Origin of the sequence: Micromonospora salmantinae (genome assembly GCF_022230905.1) — a bacterium.
GTDB classification, from domain to species: domain Bacteria; phylum Actinomycetota; class Actinomycetes; order Mycobacteriales; family Micromonosporaceae; genus Micromonospora; species Micromonospora salmantinae.
Map to the genome: position 1 here is coordinate 422,394 of NZ_JAKKFG010000023.1, position 17,620 is coordinate 440,013.

Consider the following 17,620-nt stretch of genomic DNA (forward strand, 5'->3'; position numbering starts at 1 on the left):
GTGCCCGTCAGCGCGTGCCGTAGCCGCCTTCGGCGTTCTCGTACGCCGCGGCGGATGCCGCGTCGAGGTGGTCGAGCGCGGCCCGCTCGGCGCGGTCACCGTCGCCTGACTCGATGGCGTCGACGAGTTGGATGTGCTCGGCCCACGAGTGTGGCGCGCGTTCGGCCGCCCCGAGCCGGAAGACCCACTGGACATGGAGGTAGAGCGACTTGGCGATCGACGACAGCCAGGGGTTTCCGCTGATCTGGAGGATGCGCAGGTGCAGTGTGCTGTTCAGTTCGGCGACCCGGGCCAGGTCCTGGCGCTGCGTCGCCTCGCGGCCCTGGTCGAGCAGGGCCCGTAGGGACGCCACGTCGGCCGCTGTGGCCCGCTCGGCGGCCAGCCGGGCGGCCAGCGCCTCCAGGCGCTCGCGCACGGCGAACATGTCGGTGATGGTCCCGCTGCTCGGTGAGGCGACTACCGCTCCCCGGCGGGGGAGGATCACGACGAACCCCTCCGCCTCGGCGACGCGCAGCGCCTCCCGGACGGGGTTGCGGGAGACGCCGAAGTCCTCGGCGAGCCGGTCCTCGGTCAGCCGCTCCCCGGGCAGGTAGTCGCCGTCGATGATGGCGGTCCGCAGCGCGGCGAGGACCTGATCTCGCAGCGGCAGGTGTTGCGCGCCGAGCTTGTCCCGTAGGTCTTCAGCCACCTGGTCGCCTCTCCGTGAACGTGTCCGGACAAAGTGTATACGAAGAACAATTACTGGAAGGTGGCCGACAGTGTCGAGCACAGCGCCCCGCGTCACCCACCCCCACGTCACCCCGCGCCGAGACGAGCGCCTGCTGCGGCGACGGCAGGTGCTCGTCGTCGTCCTCACCTTCCTCACCGGGAGCGCCGACGCTCTCGGTTTCCTCGCCCTCGGCGGCGCCTTCGCCAGCGTGATGACCGGCAACATGGTCCTGCTCGGGCTCTCCGCCGGCCGGGGCGAAGCCGACCTGGCTCTGACGTCGGGCTGCGCCATCGTCAGCTTCATCGTCGGTGTCCTCGCGGGCGCCCGCGTCGTCGGCTCGGCACAGCCCGACGATCCCGTCTGGCCCCGGCGGGTCACCTGGGCGCTGGTCCTGGAGCTGTCGGTGTTCGTGGTGTTCGCCGTCGTCTGGGAGGTCACCCTGCACACCCCGGACGCGGGTGTCCACCTGGCGCTGCTGATGCTGTCCGCGGTCGCGCTGGGCGTGCAGAGCAGTGCCATCCAACGCTTCGGCGTGTCCGGCCTGTCCTCCACGTACCTGACCGGCACCCTCACCAGCCTGATCGCCGGGGTCGCCGCGCGCAGCCCCTGGGCCAGCCTGCGACCCAAGGCTCAGGTGCTGCTGGCCCTCATGGTCGGCGCGGCGGTCGGCGCCCTTGTCGCCCTGCACCTGCCTGTCGTCGCCCCGGCCCTGCTGATAGTGCCGCTGGTGCTCGTCGTCGCCGTGTCCGCGCGGATGCGGACCTGAGCGTCAGACACCGCGAGCGAACAGGGCCAGACGTACCCGGTTGGGGCTGTCGGTCTTGGTCATCAGGCTGGTGATGTGGGTCTTGACGGTGGTGACACCGATGTGGAGCCGGTCGGCGATCTCGGTGTTGGACAGGCCCTCGGCGACCAGGTTGAGCACGTCCCGTTCCCGGGCGGTCAGGCCCGGCAGGGCCGGTGGTGACCCGGGGCGGGCGTGCACCGCGCGCTGCACGAGGCGGCGCAGCACCTCCGGGCTGAACGGGCTGTCACCGACGGCGGCCCGGCGGATGCCGTCCAGCAGCTCGGTCGGGGGCGCGTCCTTGAGCAGGAACCCGCACGCTCCCGCGGTCAGCGCGGGGTAGAGGTGGTCGTCGTCGCCGAACGTCGTCAGCACCAGGACGCGGGCGGCGGGGCGTTCGGCGAGGATCCGGCTGGTAGCGGTGATCCCGTCGACACCGGGCATCCGCAGGTCCATGACGACGACGTCGGGGAGGAGCCGCCCGGCCAGCGGGATCGCCTCACGGCCGTTGTCGGCCTCGCCGACGACCTCGATGTCGGGTTGGGCGTCGCAGAGCATGCGCAGCCCGGCCCGGATGAGGTGCTGGTCGTCGACCAGCAGCACCCGGATCACGCCGGCTCCGGCGCGGGCGACCCGGCCGACGCCTCCCGCTCGCGGGGCACCGACCCGACCGGCGCGTCGGCGGGCGCGGCGGCCACGGCCGGAAGGACGGTTCGCACCCGCCACCCGGCGCCGGTCGGGCCCGCGTCCAGCCGGCCGCCGAGGACCTCGACGCGTTCCCGCATCCCGGTGATGCCGTGCCCGCCACCGGCCGGAACGCCCGCCGGCACCCCACCGCGCCCGTTGTCGGTGACCTCCCAGTGCACGCAGCCGTCCCGGACAGCCACCACGAGGTGCGCGAGCGCGGACGTCCCCGCATGTTTGGCCACGTTTGTCAGCGCCTCCTGGGTCAGTCGCAGCACCGCCATGCCGCGCACCGCGTCGAGTGAACCGATCGCCGGGTCGAGATCGGCCTCCACAGTGACACCCGCCTGCCGGGCCCGGTCGATGGACGCGCCGATCGCCGCAGGCAGCGCCGACGGTTCGATCGCGGTCAGCGCCGCGTCGCCGCGTACCCCGTCGGGGTTGCGCAGCACCGCGACCAGCCGGCGCAGCTCCGCGAGGGCCGAGGTGCCGGTGCCGTGCACGTCGTCGAAGACCTCGCCCACCCGCGGGTCCAGGTCGGTGAGCACGTGCCGGGCCACGCCGACCCGCAGGACCATCGACGCCACGTGGTGCGCGACCACGTCGTGCAGTTCGCGGGCGATGGCGCTGCGTTCGTCGGCGCGGGCCGCACGACTCTCCGACTCGTGCTGGCGCTGCTCGGCCACCGCCCGCTCCACGGCCTGCCGACTCAGCTCCCGGTTGGTGCGGATGACGAGACCGAGCAGCACCGGCACACCGACCTCCAGGGCCAGCCCGACGACGGCCGAGGCGACCTGGCCGACCGCGTCGCCGACCGAGTCGGTCAGGTCGACCACGACCAGCAGCGCGGCGGACATCCAGATGGTCCGGGGGCGACGCGCCCGCATGGTGACCTCGAGCAGGGCCCAACTCGCGCCAACCTGGTTGATGGTGAGGTCGTCGAGCAGGCGGATCGCGACTGTCAGCAGGGCGGCCTGCGCCAGCAGGTTGACCACCGGCCAGCGGTGCAACGCCAGCCCCACGGTGAACGCGAGGACCGCGAGGATCCACTGTGTCGTCGTGGGTGTGCTGGCGGAGTGCGGGACGAAGAGCAGGTAGCCCAGCCCGGCGAGGTCGAGCAGCGCCATCCGCACGAGCGCGTCCCGCATGTCGAACAGTCGCCCCGGCCAGCTCACGGTGGTCAGCCTAGGTGCTGCGGGCCGGTGGCGACTGCCGCCACCGGGTCCGGACCGCGAGGTACGCGGCCAGGCCGAGCGGTCCGAGCAGGATGGTCAGCAGCAGCACCGGAGCCATCACCAGCGCCGGCACCCCCCGATCGCGGCTGTCCAACCAGGCCCACCGTCCGACGAACAGATCGAACGCGATCATGTGCGCCCAACCCGCCGCGGCCCCGGCGGAGGTGCCGAGCAGGTCGCGCACCCCGGCCAGGGTCGGCGACGCCACGGCCGGCAGCACGTCGCCGAACGCCGGAAGCACCAGCAGCGCGTAGATCACCACGACCGGCAGCACGATCAGCGGCGAGGCGATGATCCGGGCGGTCCACGACCAGCGCGGCAGCAGGATCATCAGCGCCCAGAACGGCGCGGCCACCGCGAACGTCAGGGAGAACAGCGTCGCGGTCACGCGGCCAGCGCCAGTTCCGGGCGACGTCGCCGGGCCAGCACCCGTCCGGTCGCGGTCGCCGTCACGACCACCAGGGCCGCGACCGCGACGAACGTGACGGCGTCCGGCCGCAGCAGCGGCTGTTCGCGCAGGGCCTGCCAGGTCAACAGCACGGTGAGTACGCCGTACGCGCCGCCCGCGACGACCAGCAGCCGGGCGCGGGTGCGCTCGTCCAACCGGGTCGCGAACCGGCTCAGCAGGATCGCCAGGATCGGCAACGCCTGGAGGGCGTGCAGCCCGACGAAGTGCCCGATCCGCAGGTCACCGCCGGTGGTGCTCCAGCCGACGATCGGCAACCCCGGCCCACCGTCGGGCACGCCGACGCTGTGCGCCCCACTGATCCCCTCGATCCCCGGGTCCTGCATCGGCAACGCCATCGGCACCGCCGCGAGCATGCCCAGCGAGGACAGGCCGAGCCCCCACCCGACGGCGGTCGCGGCGACGCGGTCGGGAATCCGCTGGATCAGGACCACGATCCCAATGACGAGGTGCGCGAAGAACAGCACCATGATCGCCGCGCCCATCGTCGCGAACAGCGCGGTGTTCAGCGGGGTGCTGTCGTTGAAGTGGCTGGTCTGCCCGCGTATCACCTGACCGACGATCCACGCGTTCTCGACGACCGCCACCGCGACGATGACGACGACCGCCCACTCGACGGCCCGGCTGCGTCGCGGCAGCAGGGAGAGCATCCAGGCGAGCGTCGCGCCGTACAGCACGAACGACACCGCGAACTTGAACGGCTTGAGCCAGATCGGCGCCCCGGTGAGGACCCGCGGGTCGACGAGGATGCCGACGACGGCGACGACGCCGAGCACCGCCATCACGGATACCAGGACCATCAGTGGGCGGTTCCAGCGCGTCGCCCGGCGCACAACGGTAGTCATGTCTGTAGATGCTCGTGGCCGCTCCCGCCGATCGCGTCCGACCCCGAGCCCCGGTTGTGGCCGGTGGTCGGAGCGCGCCTCCTCCCCGGGTAGGAGACGAAACCCGTCGAGGCCGCTGGGTGGTGCTGGCACAATGGCCGGCCTGCCGACCGGACGGGGATCGAATCATGAAGGTCAGTGCGGACCAGGTCCGACCGAACGAGACCACAGTGCCGCTGCTGCACTGCGCGGCCCCGGAGGAGACCTTGGCGTTCTGGCGGGCTCTCGGGTTCGAGGTGGCTTTTGAGCAACTCAAGCCATATGTGTATCTGGCGTTCACCTGGAGCGGGTTCCAGCTGCACTACGGCCCGGCGCCCAAAGACCTGGACCCGGCGAAGGAGCATTCCGGCGGCTGCCTGGTGATGGTGGACGCGGTGGGCTCGTACCATGCGGTGTTCGCCGAGGCGATGCGCCGCAGCTACGGCAAGGTGCTGGTCAAGGGGCTACCCCGGATGACCCGCTACCGCGCCGGGGCGTCGCGGTTCAGCATCGTCGACCCGTCGGGCAACACCATCGTCTTCATCCAGCGGGACGAGCCGAAGGACGTGGAGTACGGCGGGTCGAAGCAGCTTGACGGGCTGGCCCGAATGCTCGACAACGCGCGGATCCTGCGGGAGTTCAAGATGGACGACCGGGCGGCCTATCGGGCGCTCGACTCGGGGATGCGCCGCCGCGCCGAGGACGCGCCGGTGGTCGAGCAGGCGATGGCGCTAACCGGCCTGATCGAGTTGGCCACCGCGTTGGACAAGGCCGATCGGGTGCCCGAGTGGGGCGCCCGACTCCAGGCGCTGTCCCTGACCTCGGAGCAGCGGACGCAGGTGGCGCAGTACGTCGCCGACCCCACCCTCCTCGAACCGTGGTGGCCCGGCCCGCGCTGACCCCGGACCTCTCCGCGCCTCATCGGGCGTGGACCGCGGTCAGGACCCTCGAACGCGCCCGTGCGCTGATCAGTCTGACCGCCGAGTTCCTGCCCCTGACGCGACGAAGGTCCGCTTCCCAGTAGGTCATATTCGCGCGTACGTCTCGCCATTCCACGGAACGGCGCAAAATTACCGCTTTAGGGTAAGTAAGGCGAACGCACCTAGCTGCTCCGATAGCTTTCGAAGGAGAGGAAAACTCATAATCCTCCCTTCGGGTGCACAAGGAGTCAGTGATGAAGCGCAGTGTCGCGCTCGCGGCAGCCCTCCTGGCAGGTCTGACCAGCATCGGATCGATCCCCGGGGCCGCCTTCGCCGATGGCGGTGGCCCCGGGTACCACGACGACCGCAAGGGGGGTGATTACCACCACGGCGACGAGGGCGCGGTCTTCGTCCAGACCAACAAGGCCGAGGGCAACACCATCAAGGTGTACGACCGCGACGAGGACGGCCGTCTGACCAAGGCGGGCGAGTACGAGACCGGCGGGCTGGGCGGCTTCACCATCGGCGCGCCGCTCGACGCGCTGGCCTCGCAGGGCTCCCTGACCTACCACCGCGGACTGCTGTTCGCGGTGAACGCCGGCAGCAACACCGTGACGGTCTTCCGCGTCGAGGGCACCAAGCTGCACAAGCTCCAGGTCGTCTGGTCCGGCGGCCTGCTGCCGGTCAGCGTCGCGGCCCGTGGCGACCTCGTCTACGTCCTCAACGCCGGCGGCGAGGGCTCGGTGCAGGGCTTCGAGCTGCACAAGGGGCGTCTGTCGCGGATCGAGGACGCCAACCGGTCGCTCGGGCTGCACAACGGCAACCCGCCCGCGTTCGGGACCGCCCCGGCCCAGGTCAAGATCGACCCGGACAGCGAGTTCGTCCTGGTGTCGACGAAGGCCGCCAACGTCATGTTCAGCTACGAGATCGGTCGCAACGGCAAGCTGTCCCGCAACCCCGTCATCAGCGACGCGGGGAACACTCCGTTCGGCTTCACCTTCGACACCGATGACTCGCTGCTGGTCACCGAGTCGGGTGCGAACGCGGTCAGCCGGTTCGAACTGGAGGACGACGGCGCGCTCGACCAGGTCGGCCCGTCGGTGCCCAACGGCCAGCAGGCGACGTGCTGGATCCAGCGCGTCGGCGACTACTTCTTCGTCGCCAACGCCGGCAGCTCCACCATCAGCTCCTACCGGGTCGACGACCACGGCAAGCTCGAACTCGTCAAGAACGTCGCCGCCGACACCAACGGCGGGTCGATCGACATGACCACCAGCGACGGCTTCCTGTACGTGCAGAACGCCACCGCCGGCAACGTGCAGGGCTACAAGGTGCACGAGGACGGGTCGCTGAGTCTCGTCACCACAGTGGAGGGTCTGCCGAAGTTCGCCGACGGCATCGGCATGGAGGGCATCGCCGCCTCCTGAGCGCACCACCCGCTGGTCCCGGTCGTTCGTCGACCGGGACCAGCTCTCGCCGGTCTCCGGACGGCCTCCGCTGAGCCCGGTCAGCTGGGACGCTGGATCGGGCGTTGTCGCTGCCTGCACGGTGACCGACCTTCCGTCGAGGTCGTGGCGGGGCTGAAATCCCGCCGGGGCCGCTAGTCGAGGCTGGCCAACTCGTCCGGCGACAGGGCCAGCGCCCCGGCGGCCAGGTTCTCGACCAGGTGATCAGGGTTGCCGGTACCGGGAATGGCCAGCAGGTGCGGGCCGCGGCTGAGGGTCCAGGCGATCCGCACCTGCGCCGGCGTCGCGCCGTGCGTGCGCGCGATGGCCTCCACTGCCGTGTTGGTGGCTACGCCGCCGGCCTCACGTCGGTCGCCGGCGATCGCGAAGAACGGCACGAATGCGATGTTCTGTTCACCGCAGGTGCGCACGAGCTGATCCTGCGTACGTCGGGTGTCGACACCGTACGTGTTCTGCACGCAGACCACCGGGGCGATCGCCTGCGCCTGCGCGAGGTGGTGCGGACGGATGTTGGACAGGCCGAGATGCCGGATGAGTCCGGCGTCACGTAGCTCGGCCAGCGCGCCGAAGTGCTCCGCCACCGAGTCCAGTCCGTCTTGGCGCAGGTTCACGACATCCAGATGGTCGCGGCCGAGTTGGCGCAGGTTCTCCTCGACCTGTCCGCGCAGCTGATCCGGCCGGGCCAGCGGCAGCCACTCTCCCGAGGGGTCGCGGCCCGGTCCGACCTTCGTGGTGATGACCAGGTCGTCGGCGTACGGCGACAGTGCACTGTTGATCAACTCGTTGGCCGACCGGAGCGGCGAGAAGTAGAACGCCGCCGTGTCGAGGTGGTTCACACCGAGGTCGACCGCTTGGCGTAGCAGGCCGATGACCCGCGCGCGATCGCTCGGCGCGCCGCCGTTACCCGTCAGGCGCATTGCGCCGAATCCGATCCGATTGACGCTCAGGTCGCCGAGCGTCCAGGTACCCGCAGATTCCGCACTGATCATGTTGGTGGGCATTGGGCGAAACTAGCCACCCCCACTGACCTGCGCAGTCGGGCGTCTGCCCGATACCGATCGGGATGAGGCGCTGTTAGGTTATCTATCGTGGGAAGCGCTTTGCCGGCAGCGCGGTGACAGCCGGCAGATCATTCGGGTCCTGACCGCATTGGCGTTTCGCCCTGACGGCAGACCGTCGCGCGCTAGGACGCCAACCGTTCGCGCGCGGTGCGCGTCGGCCGGGGGAGTTCGGCGCTGCCGTCCGACGTGTTGATCTCCGACCAGACGGCGTCGAGGGAGAGGCCGAGGACGTCGGCGATCGCCGCGATGGTCGGAAAGGCGGGGGTGGCTATCCGGCCGGACTCGATCTTTCGAAGGGTCTCTGGCGAGACGCCCGCGTCCAGCGCGGTGAGGAGCATCGAACGCTCTCCACGGGCTCGACGCAGGAGCGCGCCGAGGCGCTGTCCGCGTTCGAGCTCTTCGGGAGTGAGCGGCAACCTGACCATGCCCCGATTCTAGTACCGGGATAATATGGCCGGGATACTTATTGGTCTCCCGAGGAAGGCGCTGCATGATCGAGATCCTGAGCCCCGCCGACGTGCTGCGAGCGAAGGACACCGGCGCGCTGGTCGCCGGCATCCTGCAGACGCTGAAGAGCCGCTGCGTGGTCGGCACGAACCTCCTGGACATCGACCGGTGGGCGCAGGCCATGATCACTGAGGCCGGGGCGCAGTCCTGCTACGTCGACTACGAGCCTTCCTTCGGGCGCGGGCCGTTCGGCCACTACATCTGCACGTCGGTGAACGACGCCGTGCTGCACGGGTTGCCGTACGACTACCCGCTCGCCGACGGCGATCTGCTCTCGCTCGACCTCGCCGTCTCCCAGGGTGGAGTCGTCGCGGACTCGGCCATCAGCTTCATCGTGGGCGACGTGCGGCCCCCGGAGAGCCTCGCGTTGATCGACGCGACCGAGCGCGCGTTGCAGGCGGGGATCGCCGCCGCCGGCCCCGGCGTTCCCATCGGTGACCTCTCCCACGCGATCGGCTCGGTTCTCAAGGCGGCGGGATACTCGGTCAACACGGAGTTCGGCGGCCACGGCGTCGGATCGACGATGCACCAGGACCCGCACGTCTCCAACACCGGGCGCCCCGGTCGCGGCTACCGGCTACGCCCGGGGCTGCTGCTGGCGCTGGAGCCGTGGGTGATGGCGGACACCGCCACGCTCGTCACCGATGCCGACGGCTGGACCCTCCGCAGCGCGACGGGCTGCCGGACGGCGCACAGCGAGCACACGATCGCCATCACCGACGACGGCGCGGACGTGCTCACCCTGCCGACGTCCTGACCCGTACGGCACTGTCGACGCCCTCATCGCTCAGCCGACGCCGTGCCGCCCACCGTGGACGATTAACCGGCCGCCGAAGGGGCACGTCCCTCCGTGGCACCCTGCCGGGTCGCGTTCAGAATGAACCGATCGGTCATATTTTCCGTGATGACGGTCAGGGTCACCCACCAGAGTCACGGAGGCACGATGTCAACGGTTCGAACTGGTCCGCTCATCGGACTGCTCGTGCAGATCGCCCTGCTGGCGGTGCTGGCCGAGACGGTTGGTCTGGGCGCGGCGGGCTGGGCGGCGGGGCTGGCGTACGGGGTGGTCCTGTGCGCCCTGCTCAGCCGGGGGATGTCCCGCTCGGGCGCGGATGCGCTCAGCCCGGCCGACCGGGTGACCCTGAGCCGGGCGATCCTCGTCGGCGGCGTGACGGCCCTGGCCGCCGACTCGTTCGGCCGGTCGGCGCCGGTCACCCTGATGGTCGTCCTCACCAGCGTGGCGTTGGCCCTCGACGCCGTGGACGGGTACACGGCCCGCCGCACCGGGACCACCAGCGAGCTCGGCGCGCGCTTCGACATGGAGATCGACTCCTTCCTGGTCCTGGTCCTCTGCCTGCACGTGGCCCCCGCGGTGGGTGGCTGGGTGCTCGTGATCGGCGCGATGCGGTACGTCTTCGTCGCTGCCAGCTGGGTGGTGGGGTGGATGCGCGGATCCCTGCCGCCGCGCTACTGGCGCAAGGTTGTCGCCGCCATCCAGGGCGTGGTGCTGACGGTGGCGATGGGCGACGCGCTGCCCGGGCCGCTGACGACAGTCGTGCTGCTGGCGTCACTGGCGCTGCTGGTCGAGTCGTTCGGGCGTGACGTCGCGTGGCTGTGGACGACCCGTCACCTCCGCCGCACCGTCATCCACGACACTGCGGGCAGCCGACACGCCCCGGACATTCACGACGCCCCGGTCGCGATGGTCCACGCGAGCAGCCCGGTCAGCCACAGTGCCCCGAGCGCCGCCGCGGCGCTGGGCTCGGGCCGGACGGACGGGCTGCCGTGGTCGGACCGTCCCACGGTCGCCGTGGCCCGACGAGGGATCGCCCGCGTCTGATCCGCCCGGATGCCGCGCCCAACAAAGATCATGGAAGGATGCCCGGGTTGTCGCTCTTGACGCGCGTACGTCAGCTGCCGAACCAGGGACGGAGGGCGATGAGGGACGAGGTCTCGGACGGCACCGCCGACGGCACCGACGTCGAGGATCGGCCGAAACGCTCCATCGCCGCCCGGCTGTCGACTGTGCTGGCCGCGCTGCTCGTGCTGCTCGTCCTCACCGTGCCGTACGACTTCGGCCGGCTCAGCCCGGCGGCGTTCGCGCGGATCCCCCTGGAGGCGCTGCTTGTCGTGGCCCTCCTGCTCGCCCTGCCGTCTCGTGGCAGCCGACTGGTCGCGACGCTGGCCGGCGTGGCCCTCGGCCTGCTCGGAGTGTTGAAGCTGCTCGACCTGGGGTTCACCGCCTCGCTGAGCCGGGCGTTCGACCCGGTGCTCGACTGGGCGCTCCTCGACGAGGGGTTCGCCTTCCTCAGCGAGTCGTACGGTCGACCCGCCGCCACCGGCGTCGCCATCACCCTGGCGGTGGTGGCCGTGGGTCTGCCCACACTGGTCACGCTGTCGATGCGGCGACTGCGGCGGCTGGTGGTCCGGCACCGCACCGGGACCACCCGGATCGTGGCCGCGCTGGTGGTCGTCTGGGTGGCGTGCGCCGCGTTCAACGTGCGGGTGGTCGAGGGCGTGCCGGTCGCCGACACGTCCGCGACCACCCTGGCCAACGGGCACGGCTTCCAGGTGCGTCTGCGCCTCGACGACCGCGAGACGTTCGGCGCGCTGATCGAGGACGACAGGTTCGGCGACACCCCGGGTGACCAGCTACTGACCGCGCTGCGCGGCAAGAACGTGGTGGTCGCCTTCGTGGAGAGCTACGGCCGGGACGCCGTCGAGGACCCGGAGTTCGCGCCGCAGGTCGGTGCGGTCCTCGACCGCGGCGCCAGCGAGCTGAGCGCGGCGGGTTTCGCCGCGCAGAGCGGCTTCCTCACCTCGCCGACCTTCGGCGGCGGCAGTTGGCTCGCGCACGACACGCTGCTCTCCGGCCTCTGGATCGACAACGACCAGCGGCACCGCACCCTGCTGGCCAGTGACCGGATGACCCTCAACGGCGCCTTCCGGCGGGCGAACTGGCAGACCGTCGGCGTGATGCCCGCCGTCACCAGGCCGTGGCCGGAGGGTTCCTTCTTCGGCTACGACCGGTTCTACGACGCCAAGGCGCTCGCGTACCGTGGCCCGAAGTTCAGCTTCGGCACCCCGCCCGACCAGTACACACTGGCCAGCTGGCAGCGCCTGGAGCAGGCGAAGCGCGACGGCAACGTGATGACCGAGCTGGCGCTGGTGTCGAGTCACGCGCCCTGGACGCCCGTGCCGCCGCTGCTCGACTGGGCCGACGTCGGCGACGGCGCGGTCTACCGTGCGGCCGGCGCGGGCAGGTCGGACGACAAGCGCCGCAACACCGGCCAGATCCGGGCGGACTACCGAAAGTCCATCGAGTACACCCTCGGCGCGCTCATCTCCTACGTGCGGACCTACGGAGACGACGACCTCGTGTTCATCGTCCTCGGTGACCACCAACCCGCCGCCGTCGTCACCGGCGAGAACGCCAGCCACGACGTGCCGATCTCGATCATCACCCGTGACCGGGCCGTGTTGGACCGGATCTCCGGGTGGGGCTGGCAGGACGGGCTGAAGCCCGGACCGCAAGCGCCGGTCTGGCGAATGGACGCCTTCCGGGACCGGTTCCTGACCGCCTTCGGACCGTAACCCGGCCACCTCTCTCACGGACTGGACCCCAGACAGATGATGGCTACCACCGACACCAGGATCGCCGCGCTCCGGACCGACCCGGCCCTGTCCCTGCTGCACCGGTCGCTGGACGTCTACTACGGCGATCCCGAGCGGGACGCGAGGATGGACGCCTTCTACTCCCGCTTCGTCGGCTGCGGGGACCTCGTCTTCGACATCGGCTCCCACGTGGGCGACCACATCGCCAGCTTCCGTCGCCTCGGTGCCCGGGTCGTCGCTGTGGAACCGCAGCCGCTGTGTCTGCGCGTCCTGCGGGCGATCTACGGCGACGACGACCAGGTGACCCTTGTCGACGCGGCGTGTGGCGCGCTCCCTGGGCGCACCCGGTTGCACGTCAACTCCGCCAACCCCACCGTCTCGACCGCCTCACCGGACTTCGTCCGCGCGGCGAGGGGCGCGGGCGGGTGGGAGGGCCAGGTGTGGGACACCGACATCGAGGTCCCGGTGGTCACCGTCGACGCGCTGATCGAGACGTACGGCGTGCCGACCTTCACCAAAATCGACGTTGAGGGTTTCGAGGACGAGGTGCTGGCCGGCCTGAGCCGCCCACTGCCCGCGTTGTCGTTCGAGTTCACCACCATCGCCCGTGCGGTCGCCGACCGGTGTCTCGATCGCCTGACCGCGCTGGGCTTCGACGGCTTCGACGTCGCGGTGGGCGACGACAAGTCGATGACGTTCCGACGGTGGATGTCCGCGACCGACCTGGCGACGCACCTGCACGACCTGCCGCACGCGGCGAACTCCGGCGACGTGTACTGCGTGTCCGGAACCCTGGCGGCCACCACCGACGGCTGACCTGAGCACTGGTCACCGCCGCGGTGAACGGGGCCGGGCCCGACGATCAGATGACCGTCGAGCGACGGGCCGCGCCGCCTGACAAGGTCACCTATGCTCGGCGCGTGATCCCCCCGGCACTCGAAATCCGTGGCCTGGTCAAGACCTTCGCGGCGCATCGCGCGGTGGACGGCATCGATCTGACCGTCCACCCCGGCACCTTCCACGGCATTGTCGGGCCCAACGGCGCCGGCAAGTCCACCACCATCGGGATGGCCGTCGGCCTGGTCACCCCGGACTCCGGGCAGATCCGGATCCTCGGCCACGACGCGCTGCGCGACCGCCGCCAGACCCGCGCGCTGACCGGCGTGCTGCCCGACGGCCTCGACTTCCCCGAACGCCTCACCGGTGCCGAACTGCTGCGCTACAGCGCCGGCCTGCGCGGGCTGCCCCGCGCCACTGCCACCGACCGTGCCGCCGAACTGATCGACGTGCTCGGCCTGACCAAGGGCGCCGGCACCCCGCTGGCCGACTGCTCCACCGGCACCCGCAAGAAGCTCGGCCTCGCCCAGGCGCTGCTGCACGCGCCCCGGCTGCTCGTGCTCGACGAACCGTTCGAGGCGGTCGACCCGGTCTCCGCGGCCACCATCCGCCAGGTGCTGCGCCGGTTCGTGGCCGGCGGCGGCACCTGCGTGCTGTCCACCCACTCGATGCTGCTCGTCGAGCAGATGTGCGACGAGGTCACCGTGATCCATCAGGGCCGGGTGGTCGCCGCCGGGTCGGTCGCCGAGGTCGCCGCCGGCCGCAGCCTGGAGGACCGGTTCGTCGAGTTGGTCGGCGCCGAAGCCTCCGGCAGCGCCGGTCTGGCCTGGCTGACCGGGGCACGATGAGCACGGAACTGAGCGCCCCCGGCCCGGCTGGGCGGCACCCAAGGCGCGATCGCGGTGCCGGCCCGGATGCGCGCCACGATGCTGCGTCGCTCGCTGCGCGAGCACCCCGGGCCCACAGTGGCCGGCCTGGTCGGTCTGCTCGCCGCCGCCTGGTTGATCCGGTACGCGCTCCGCGGCGACCAGCACACCCTCGGCCTGCTCGCCGGGGCGTGGGTCCTCGGCTGGATCGTGTTGCCGCTGCTGCTCGGTGGCGGGCGCGGCCGGGTCCGCCCGGCCCACCTGCGGCTGGAGCCGATCGGCGGGATCCCGGCCGCAGTCGGTCTGCTCGCCGCGTCGGCGATCGGCATCGGCCCGGCCGTCTCGCTGGTGGCACTCGCCGCGCTGCCGGTGCACGCCGCCCGGTACGGCGCCGTCGCGGTCCTCGTCACCGCCGGCGGCGCGGTGCTGCTCTGGCTGCTCGGGCTGATCGGCTCGGCGATCGCGCTGGAGGTCGTCGGCCACGCCGGCGGTCCGGCCGGGGCGCTGCTCACCGGCGTCTTCACCGGTACGGCGATGGGTGTCGCCGGGTCGCTCTGGGCGGTCTTCCCGTGGGTGTCGGTCCTGCTCGTGGCAGCACCGGAGGAGGTGGTCCGGGCCATGGCGTACGTGCCGAGCGCCTGGCCGCTCTCCGCCGTGACCGGGCCGACCGGGCAGGGGGCGCGCCTGACGGCGACCCTGGTGGGCATCGTGGCGCTCTGCGCCGCCGCGTACATCATGCTCGTCCGAAGGGTGATCGCCACGGGCGTGCCGTTCCGGCCGCGCCGGACCACAGCGCTCCCGCTCGTGCGGCGCGGCGGCGACGAACTGGCCGCGCGGCGCGGGACCACGGCGGCGTCACCGGCCGAAGATGGGCAGGCGCAGCGCGGCTGGCGGGCGTGGGTGCCGGCCGCGACGCGGGCGGTCGTCGGCCGTGAGCTGCGGGCCTGGACGCGGCATCCGTTGCGGTTGCAGTATCTGGCGTTCGCCGTGGTGTACGGGGCGCTGCTCGCCGGGCTGCCGCTGCTGTCCGACGTGGACCTGCTGCTGCCGTGGGCCGGGCCGCTCGCTGTGCTCGGCGTGGCGGCGATGTCGGCCGGGCTGGTCGGGCTGGACGGCACCGCGTTGTGGCTGCCGCTCACCACGCCCGGCGGCGAACGGGCCGAGGTCCGGGGCCGGGCCCTGGCCTGGCTGGTGCTGGTCACCCCGATCGGGGTGCTGCTCGCCGTCGCCGGTGTCATCCTCGCGCCCGACGTCGACCCGCTGGCCGCGCTCTCCACCCTGCCGGCTCTGCTCGGCGCGGGCGCGTCGGTGCCGGTGTGGGTGTCGCTGCTGCGCGTACGCCCGGTGGCCGACCCGCGGCATCCGACCGCGGCCGACAACCCGACCGACATCGTCAGTGTGCTGGTCGCCACCGCGGCTGGGCTGCTCGCCACCGCGCCGGTGCTCGCCCTGGTGATCTGGGGCCCGTCGGAGGTGGCGCCGCTGTTGCCGCTGGTCGGGCTGCTCGGAGGCGCCGCAGCCTGGTGGGGTGGCGTGTGGTTGGCCGACGAGCGGCTCGCCCGGCGCGGCACGACGGTGCTCGCCGCGGCAGGTCAGCGGAGCCGGCCTCCGGAGACGGTGCTCCCGCTGACCTGGGACCTGCAGTGGTGTCGGGAGAACACGTCGACCGCCTGGGCGCTGGGGTTGCTGACGGTCGGGTGGATCCCGGTGATCCCGCAGGGGTTGATGCCGTTGGCGTTCGGAATCGACAGCGGGTGGATCGTGGCCGGTCACCTGAGCGGGAGCGCGCACACGGCCATGGGGTTGGCGATGGTCGGCCTGGGCGTCGCGATGCTGCTCACCGGCCTGGTGCTGTGGGATCGCCGACCGCAACCCGGCGGCTCCTGAGCCACAGCTCTACCACAGCCCGAGCTGGCCCTCGACCTCGTCCGTGTGTGGCTCCCGCAGTTGCCAGAGGCGGACCACCCCGAGGCGGGCGTCATGCGTCATCCACCGTCCGTGTCCACCGGCGGACAGGATCGAGTTCTGGGGCATGTCGATGCCGTAGTCCATCACGGTCTGCGGGCGCAGCGTACGGGTGGAAAGCAGGAGATGCTGCTCGGCGTCACCCTGGTCGGTCGCGACGCCGACCATCACCCAGTCGTCGGATACGACGGCCCCGGTCTCGTACATCCGGTAGTCGTCGGAGTCGCCGAACTCCGGGATGTCGTCGTAGCGGCGCTCTATCCGAACACTGTCGTCGGCACCATCGCGTATCGCGATCCAGCCGCTGCCGTGCGGCATGGAGAGATAGAAGCTCCCGCTGGCGTTCGTGTCGGCCAGGCAGCCGTTCAGGATCTGCCCGGCGACCAGCCGCCGATCGCCCGTCGTCCAGCGATAACTGAGGCAGGTTTCCGGTCCCACCGCGATGTGCAGCCCGACGTGCTGTCGATTGGCGTCCAGGACGAAGGTGGCGGAGCCTTCAGCTGTCTGAAGGGGGCGCCGGCCCACCTCGGTGCCGCCTCCGGACGTGTCCAACACGACGAGTTGGTCGCCGGCACCGTCGGGCAGAAACAGCCAGAGAAGGTCGTCCCCGGCCAGGTGACAGCTCGGCCGTGGCCAACCTGTCGACAAGACCCTGCCGTGCTCGACTGTCCACCGGACGCGGCCGTCGGCGCTGCGAACCTGCACCTGTCGAGGTCCCACGAGCGCGAACCGCGACCGGTCCGGAGCCACACCGACGGCCAGGATCGGGTCAGCGTCGGAGGACGCCACGCCAGCGCGACCGTCAGGTCCGAGTGCGACACGCGCAGCGAACGATGGCTCCACGCCAGTAGCCCCGTGCCGGTCAGCCACTCGACGAAGGTCGGCGGCGTCACCACTGTCTCGGCGATCAGCAACGGGCGCACAGCCGCGAGCCTACGCACGACGAGAAGCCGTGGCGGTACTCGTTGGGTCGTAGCCATGGGAGTGGATGCTGTCCGGCATGCTGTGGACATGACTGAGGAGCTGAAAGATCCGTCCGCCTCGTCCGGCGACACGGTGTCAGCTTTGCCACCAGTGATCTCTGTGATGCTGATACCGGCGTTGATCCTGCTCGGGGCGACGTTGGTGCCATTGACGTTCCTGACGTTCGCGCAGGCCCGGACCGGGCGGTGGCAGGTGCCGGCCTCGGCACTCTGCCGATGCTGTTCGTCGCGTTGATCGAGGAGTCGGCGAAGCTGATCGTCCCGGTGGTGCTGCTGTTCACGGTGGTGGCCCAGCGTCGTCGCCGGGTGCCCTCCGACGGGCTGATCATCGGCATCGCGCCGCCGGTCACACCGCCTGGACCGGGCTGACCGCCGGTGCGCTCTGGGCGTTGCTGGCGAGCCCGAGCGTCGCTCGGCTCTTCGGGTTCATCGGCACGTTCCTGGGTGTCGTCGTCCTGCACACCCTGTGGGACACGTTCTCCGGTTCGCTGGTCTTCGTCGTGTTGGCGATCATCAGCATCGGCTGGTTGTTCTGGGAGCTGCGCCGCTACCGGACCTTCGGCGATCAGCACATCGGCCAGCTGCAACCGCACTGACCAGCGTCGTACTCCATGCCTCTCCCGGCCCGCAGCGAAGAGCTGGGGTAGGCATGACTGTTG

General features: G+C 71.1%; 18 protein-coding genes and 1 pseudogene. 11 read left to right on the top strand and 8 right to left on the bottom strand.

Annotation, left to right across the window (positions count from 1 at the left end; translation table 11 throughout):
- Positions 1–7: 7 nt before the first annotated feature.
- On the bottom strand, positions 8–688 hold the full coding sequence (locus tag PSH03_RS20235) for a GntR family transcriptional regulator (protein ID WP_210785405.1): 681 nt from the start codon (positions 686–688) through the stop codon (positions 8–10).
- 70 nt (positions 689–758) lie between these two features.
- Between PSH03_RS20235 and PSH03_RS20240 the strand changes: the two genes are divergently transcribed.
- The gene (locus PSH03_RS20240) at positions 759–1,475 is read left to right on the top strand and encodes a YoaK family protein (protein WP_210785404.1); all 717 of its coding nucleotides are present in this window, start codon (positions 759–761) and stop codon (positions 1,473–1,475) included.
- 3 nt (positions 1,476–1,478) lie between these two features.
- On the opposite strand, the gene PSH03_RS20245 is transcribed toward PSH03_RS20240, so the two are convergent.
- Genes PSH03_RS20245 through PSH03_RS20260 form a run of 4 tightly spaced genes read right to left on the bottom strand, consistent with a single transcriptional unit; the run spans position 1,479 to position 4,723 of the window.
- Complete coding sequence (locus tag PSH03_RS20245; RefSeq protein WP_210785403.1) at positions 1,479–2,105, bottom strand: response regulator transcription factor; 627 nt, start codon at positions 2,103–2,105, stop codon at positions 1,479–1,481.
- Entirely contained in the window at positions 2,102–3,352 is a 1,251-nt protein-coding gene (locus PSH03_RS20250) for a sensor histidine kinase (RefSeq protein ID WP_238690071.1), read from the bottom strand. Before PSH03_RS20250 ends, PSH03_RS20245 begins: the two co-directional genes overlap by 4 nt.
- Before the next feature lie 10 nt (positions 3,353–3,362).
- The gene (locus PSH03_RS20255; RefSeq protein WP_238690072.1) at positions 3,363–3,800 is read right to left on the bottom strand and encodes an ABA4-like family protein; all 438 of its coding nucleotides are present in this window, start codon (positions 3,798–3,800) and stop codon (positions 3,363–3,365) included.
- Entirely contained in the window at positions 3,797–4,723 is a 927-nt protein-coding gene (locus PSH03_RS20260) for a hypothetical protein (RefSeq protein WP_238690073.1), read from the bottom strand. Before PSH03_RS20260 ends, PSH03_RS20255 begins: the two co-directional genes overlap by 4 nt.
- Before the next feature lie 167 nt (positions 4,724–4,890).
- Between PSH03_RS20260 and PSH03_RS20265 the strand changes: the two genes are divergently transcribed.
- Both PSH03_RS20265 and PSH03_RS20270 read left to right on the top strand, forming a co-directional pair.
- The gene (locus PSH03_RS20265; protein WP_238690074.1) at positions 4,891–5,640 is read left to right on the top strand and encodes a DUF8817 family protein; all 750 of its coding nucleotides are present in this window, start codon (positions 4,891–4,893) and stop codon (positions 5,638–5,640) included.
- Positions 5,641–5,915: 275 nt separating this feature from the next.
- The gene (locus PSH03_RS20270) at positions 5,916–7,088 is read left to right on the top strand and encodes a lactonase family protein (RefSeq protein WP_238690075.1); all 1,173 of its coding nucleotides are present in this window, start codon (positions 5,916–5,918) and stop codon (positions 7,086–7,088) included.
- Positions 7,089–7,261: 173 nt separating this feature from the next.
- Here the strand turns inward: PSH03_RS20270 and PSH03_RS20275 are convergent, their stop codons facing one another.
- Together PSH03_RS20275 and PSH03_RS20280 are read right to left on the bottom strand one after the other, a co-directional pair.
- The gene (locus tag PSH03_RS20275) at positions 7,262–8,116 is read right to left on the bottom strand and encodes an aldo/keto reductase (protein WP_210785432.1); all 855 of its coding nucleotides are present in this window, start codon (positions 8,114–8,116) and stop codon (positions 7,262–7,264) included.
- 194 nt (positions 8,117–8,310) lie between these two features.
- Positions 8,311–8,613, bottom strand: coding sequence for a helix-turn-helix domain-containing protein (locus PSH03_RS20280; RefSeq protein WP_210785397.1), 303 nt, complete (start codon positions 8,611–8,613; stop codon positions 8,311–8,313).
- Positions 8,614–8,678: 65 nt separating this feature from the next.
- On the opposite strand from PSH03_RS20280, the gene map reads away from it, so the two are divergent.
- From map to PSH03_RS20310, 6 genes and pseudogenes are all read left to right on the top strand, one after another.
- Positions 8,679–9,452, top strand: a complete 774-nt coding sequence (map, locus tag PSH03_RS20285) for a type I methionyl aminopeptidase (protein ID WP_210785396.1) — start codon at positions 8,679–8,681, stop codon at positions 9,450–9,452.
- Between the two features lie 186 nt (positions 9,453–9,638).
- Positions 9,639–10,331 (top strand): annotated as a pseudogene (locus PSH03_RS20290) (CDP-alcohol phosphatidyltransferase family protein); the annotation flags it as partial.
- A gap of 302 nt (positions 10,332–10,633) precedes the next feature.
- The gene (locus PSH03_RS20295) at positions 10,634–12,289 is read left to right on the top strand and encodes a sulfatase-like hydrolase/transferase (protein WP_238690077.1); all 1,656 of its coding nucleotides are present in this window, start codon (positions 10,634–10,636) and stop codon (positions 12,287–12,289) included.
- Positions 12,290–12,328: 39 nt separating this feature from the next.
- The gene (locus PSH03_RS20300; RefSeq protein WP_238690133.1) at positions 12,329–13,126 is read left to right on the top strand and encodes an FkbM family methyltransferase; all 798 of its coding nucleotides are present in this window, start codon (positions 12,329–12,331) and stop codon (positions 13,124–13,126) included.
- 104 nt (positions 13,127–13,230) lie between these two features.
- Positions 13,231–13,995, top strand: coding sequence for an ABC transporter ATP-binding protein (locus PSH03_RS20305; RefSeq protein WP_238690078.1), 765 nt, complete (start codon positions 13,231–13,233; stop codon positions 13,993–13,995).
- A gap of 66 nt (positions 13,996–14,061) precedes the next feature.
- The gene (locus PSH03_RS20310) at positions 14,062–15,900 is read left to right on the top strand and encodes a hypothetical protein (protein ID WP_238690079.1); all 1,839 of its coding nucleotides are present in this window, start codon (positions 14,062–14,064) and stop codon (positions 15,898–15,900) included.
- 9 nt (positions 15,901–15,909) lie between these two features.
- On the opposite strand, the gene PSH03_RS20315 is transcribed toward PSH03_RS20310, so the two are convergent.
- Positions 15,910–16,626: a hypothetical protein gene (locus PSH03_RS20315; RefSeq protein ID WP_238690080.1), complete on the bottom strand. Its 717-nt coding sequence runs from the start codon at positions 16,624–16,626 to the stop codon at positions 15,910–15,912.
- A gap of 521 nt (positions 16,627–17,147) precedes the next feature.
- Between PSH03_RS20315 and PSH03_RS20320 the strand changes: the two genes are divergently transcribed.
- Together PSH03_RS20320 and PSH03_RS20325 are read left to right on the top strand one after the other, a co-directional pair.
- The gene (locus tag PSH03_RS20320) at positions 17,148–17,330 is read left to right on the top strand and encodes a PrsW family glutamic-type intramembrane protease (protein WP_238690081.1); all 183 of its coding nucleotides are present in this window, start codon (positions 17,148–17,150) and stop codon (positions 17,328–17,330) included.
- Positions 17,331–17,350: 20 nt separating this feature from the next.
- A complete protein-coding gene (locus tag PSH03_RS20325; RefSeq protein ID WP_238690082.1) occupies positions 17,351–17,557 on the top strand; it encodes a hypothetical protein in 207 nt (68 codons plus the stop codon).
- Positions 17,558–17,620 lie beyond the last annotated feature (63 nt).

Coding starts and splice junctions, on each gene's coding strand:
- PSH03_RS20260 (WP_238690073.1), bottom strand. CDS start 4,723: ATGACTACCGTTGTGCGCCGGGCGACGCGCTGGAACCGCCCACTGATG.
- PSH03_RS20265 (WP_238690074.1), top strand. CDS start 4,891: ATGAAGGTCAGTGCGGACCAGGTCCGACCGAACGAGACCACAGTGCCG.
- PSH03_RS20270 (WP_238690075.1), top strand. CDS start 5,916: ATGAAGCGCAGTGTCGCGCTCGCGGCAGCCCTCCTGGCAGGTCTGACC.
- PSH03_RS20275 (WP_210785432.1), bottom strand. CDS start 8,116: ATGATCAGTGCGGAATCTGCGGGTACCTGGACGCTCGGCGACCTGAGC.
- PSH03_RS20280 (WP_210785397.1), bottom strand. CDS start 8,613: ATGGTCAGGTTGCCGCTCACTCCCGAAGAGCTCGAACGCGGACAGCGC.
- map (WP_210785396.1), top strand. CDS start 8,679: ATGATCGAGATCCTGAGCCCCGCCGACGTGCTGCGAGCGAAGGACACC.
- PSH03_RS20295 (WP_238690077.1), top strand. CDS start 10,634: ATGAGGGACGAGGTCTCGGACGGCACCGCCGACGGCACCGACGTCGAG.
- PSH03_RS20300 (WP_238690133.1), top strand. CDS start 12,329: ATGGCTACCACCGACACCAGGATCGCCGCGCTCCGGACCGACCCGGCC.
- PSH03_RS20310 (WP_238690079.1), top strand. CDS start 14,062: ATGCGCGCCACGATGCTGCGTCGCTCGCTGCGCGAGCACCCCGGGCCC.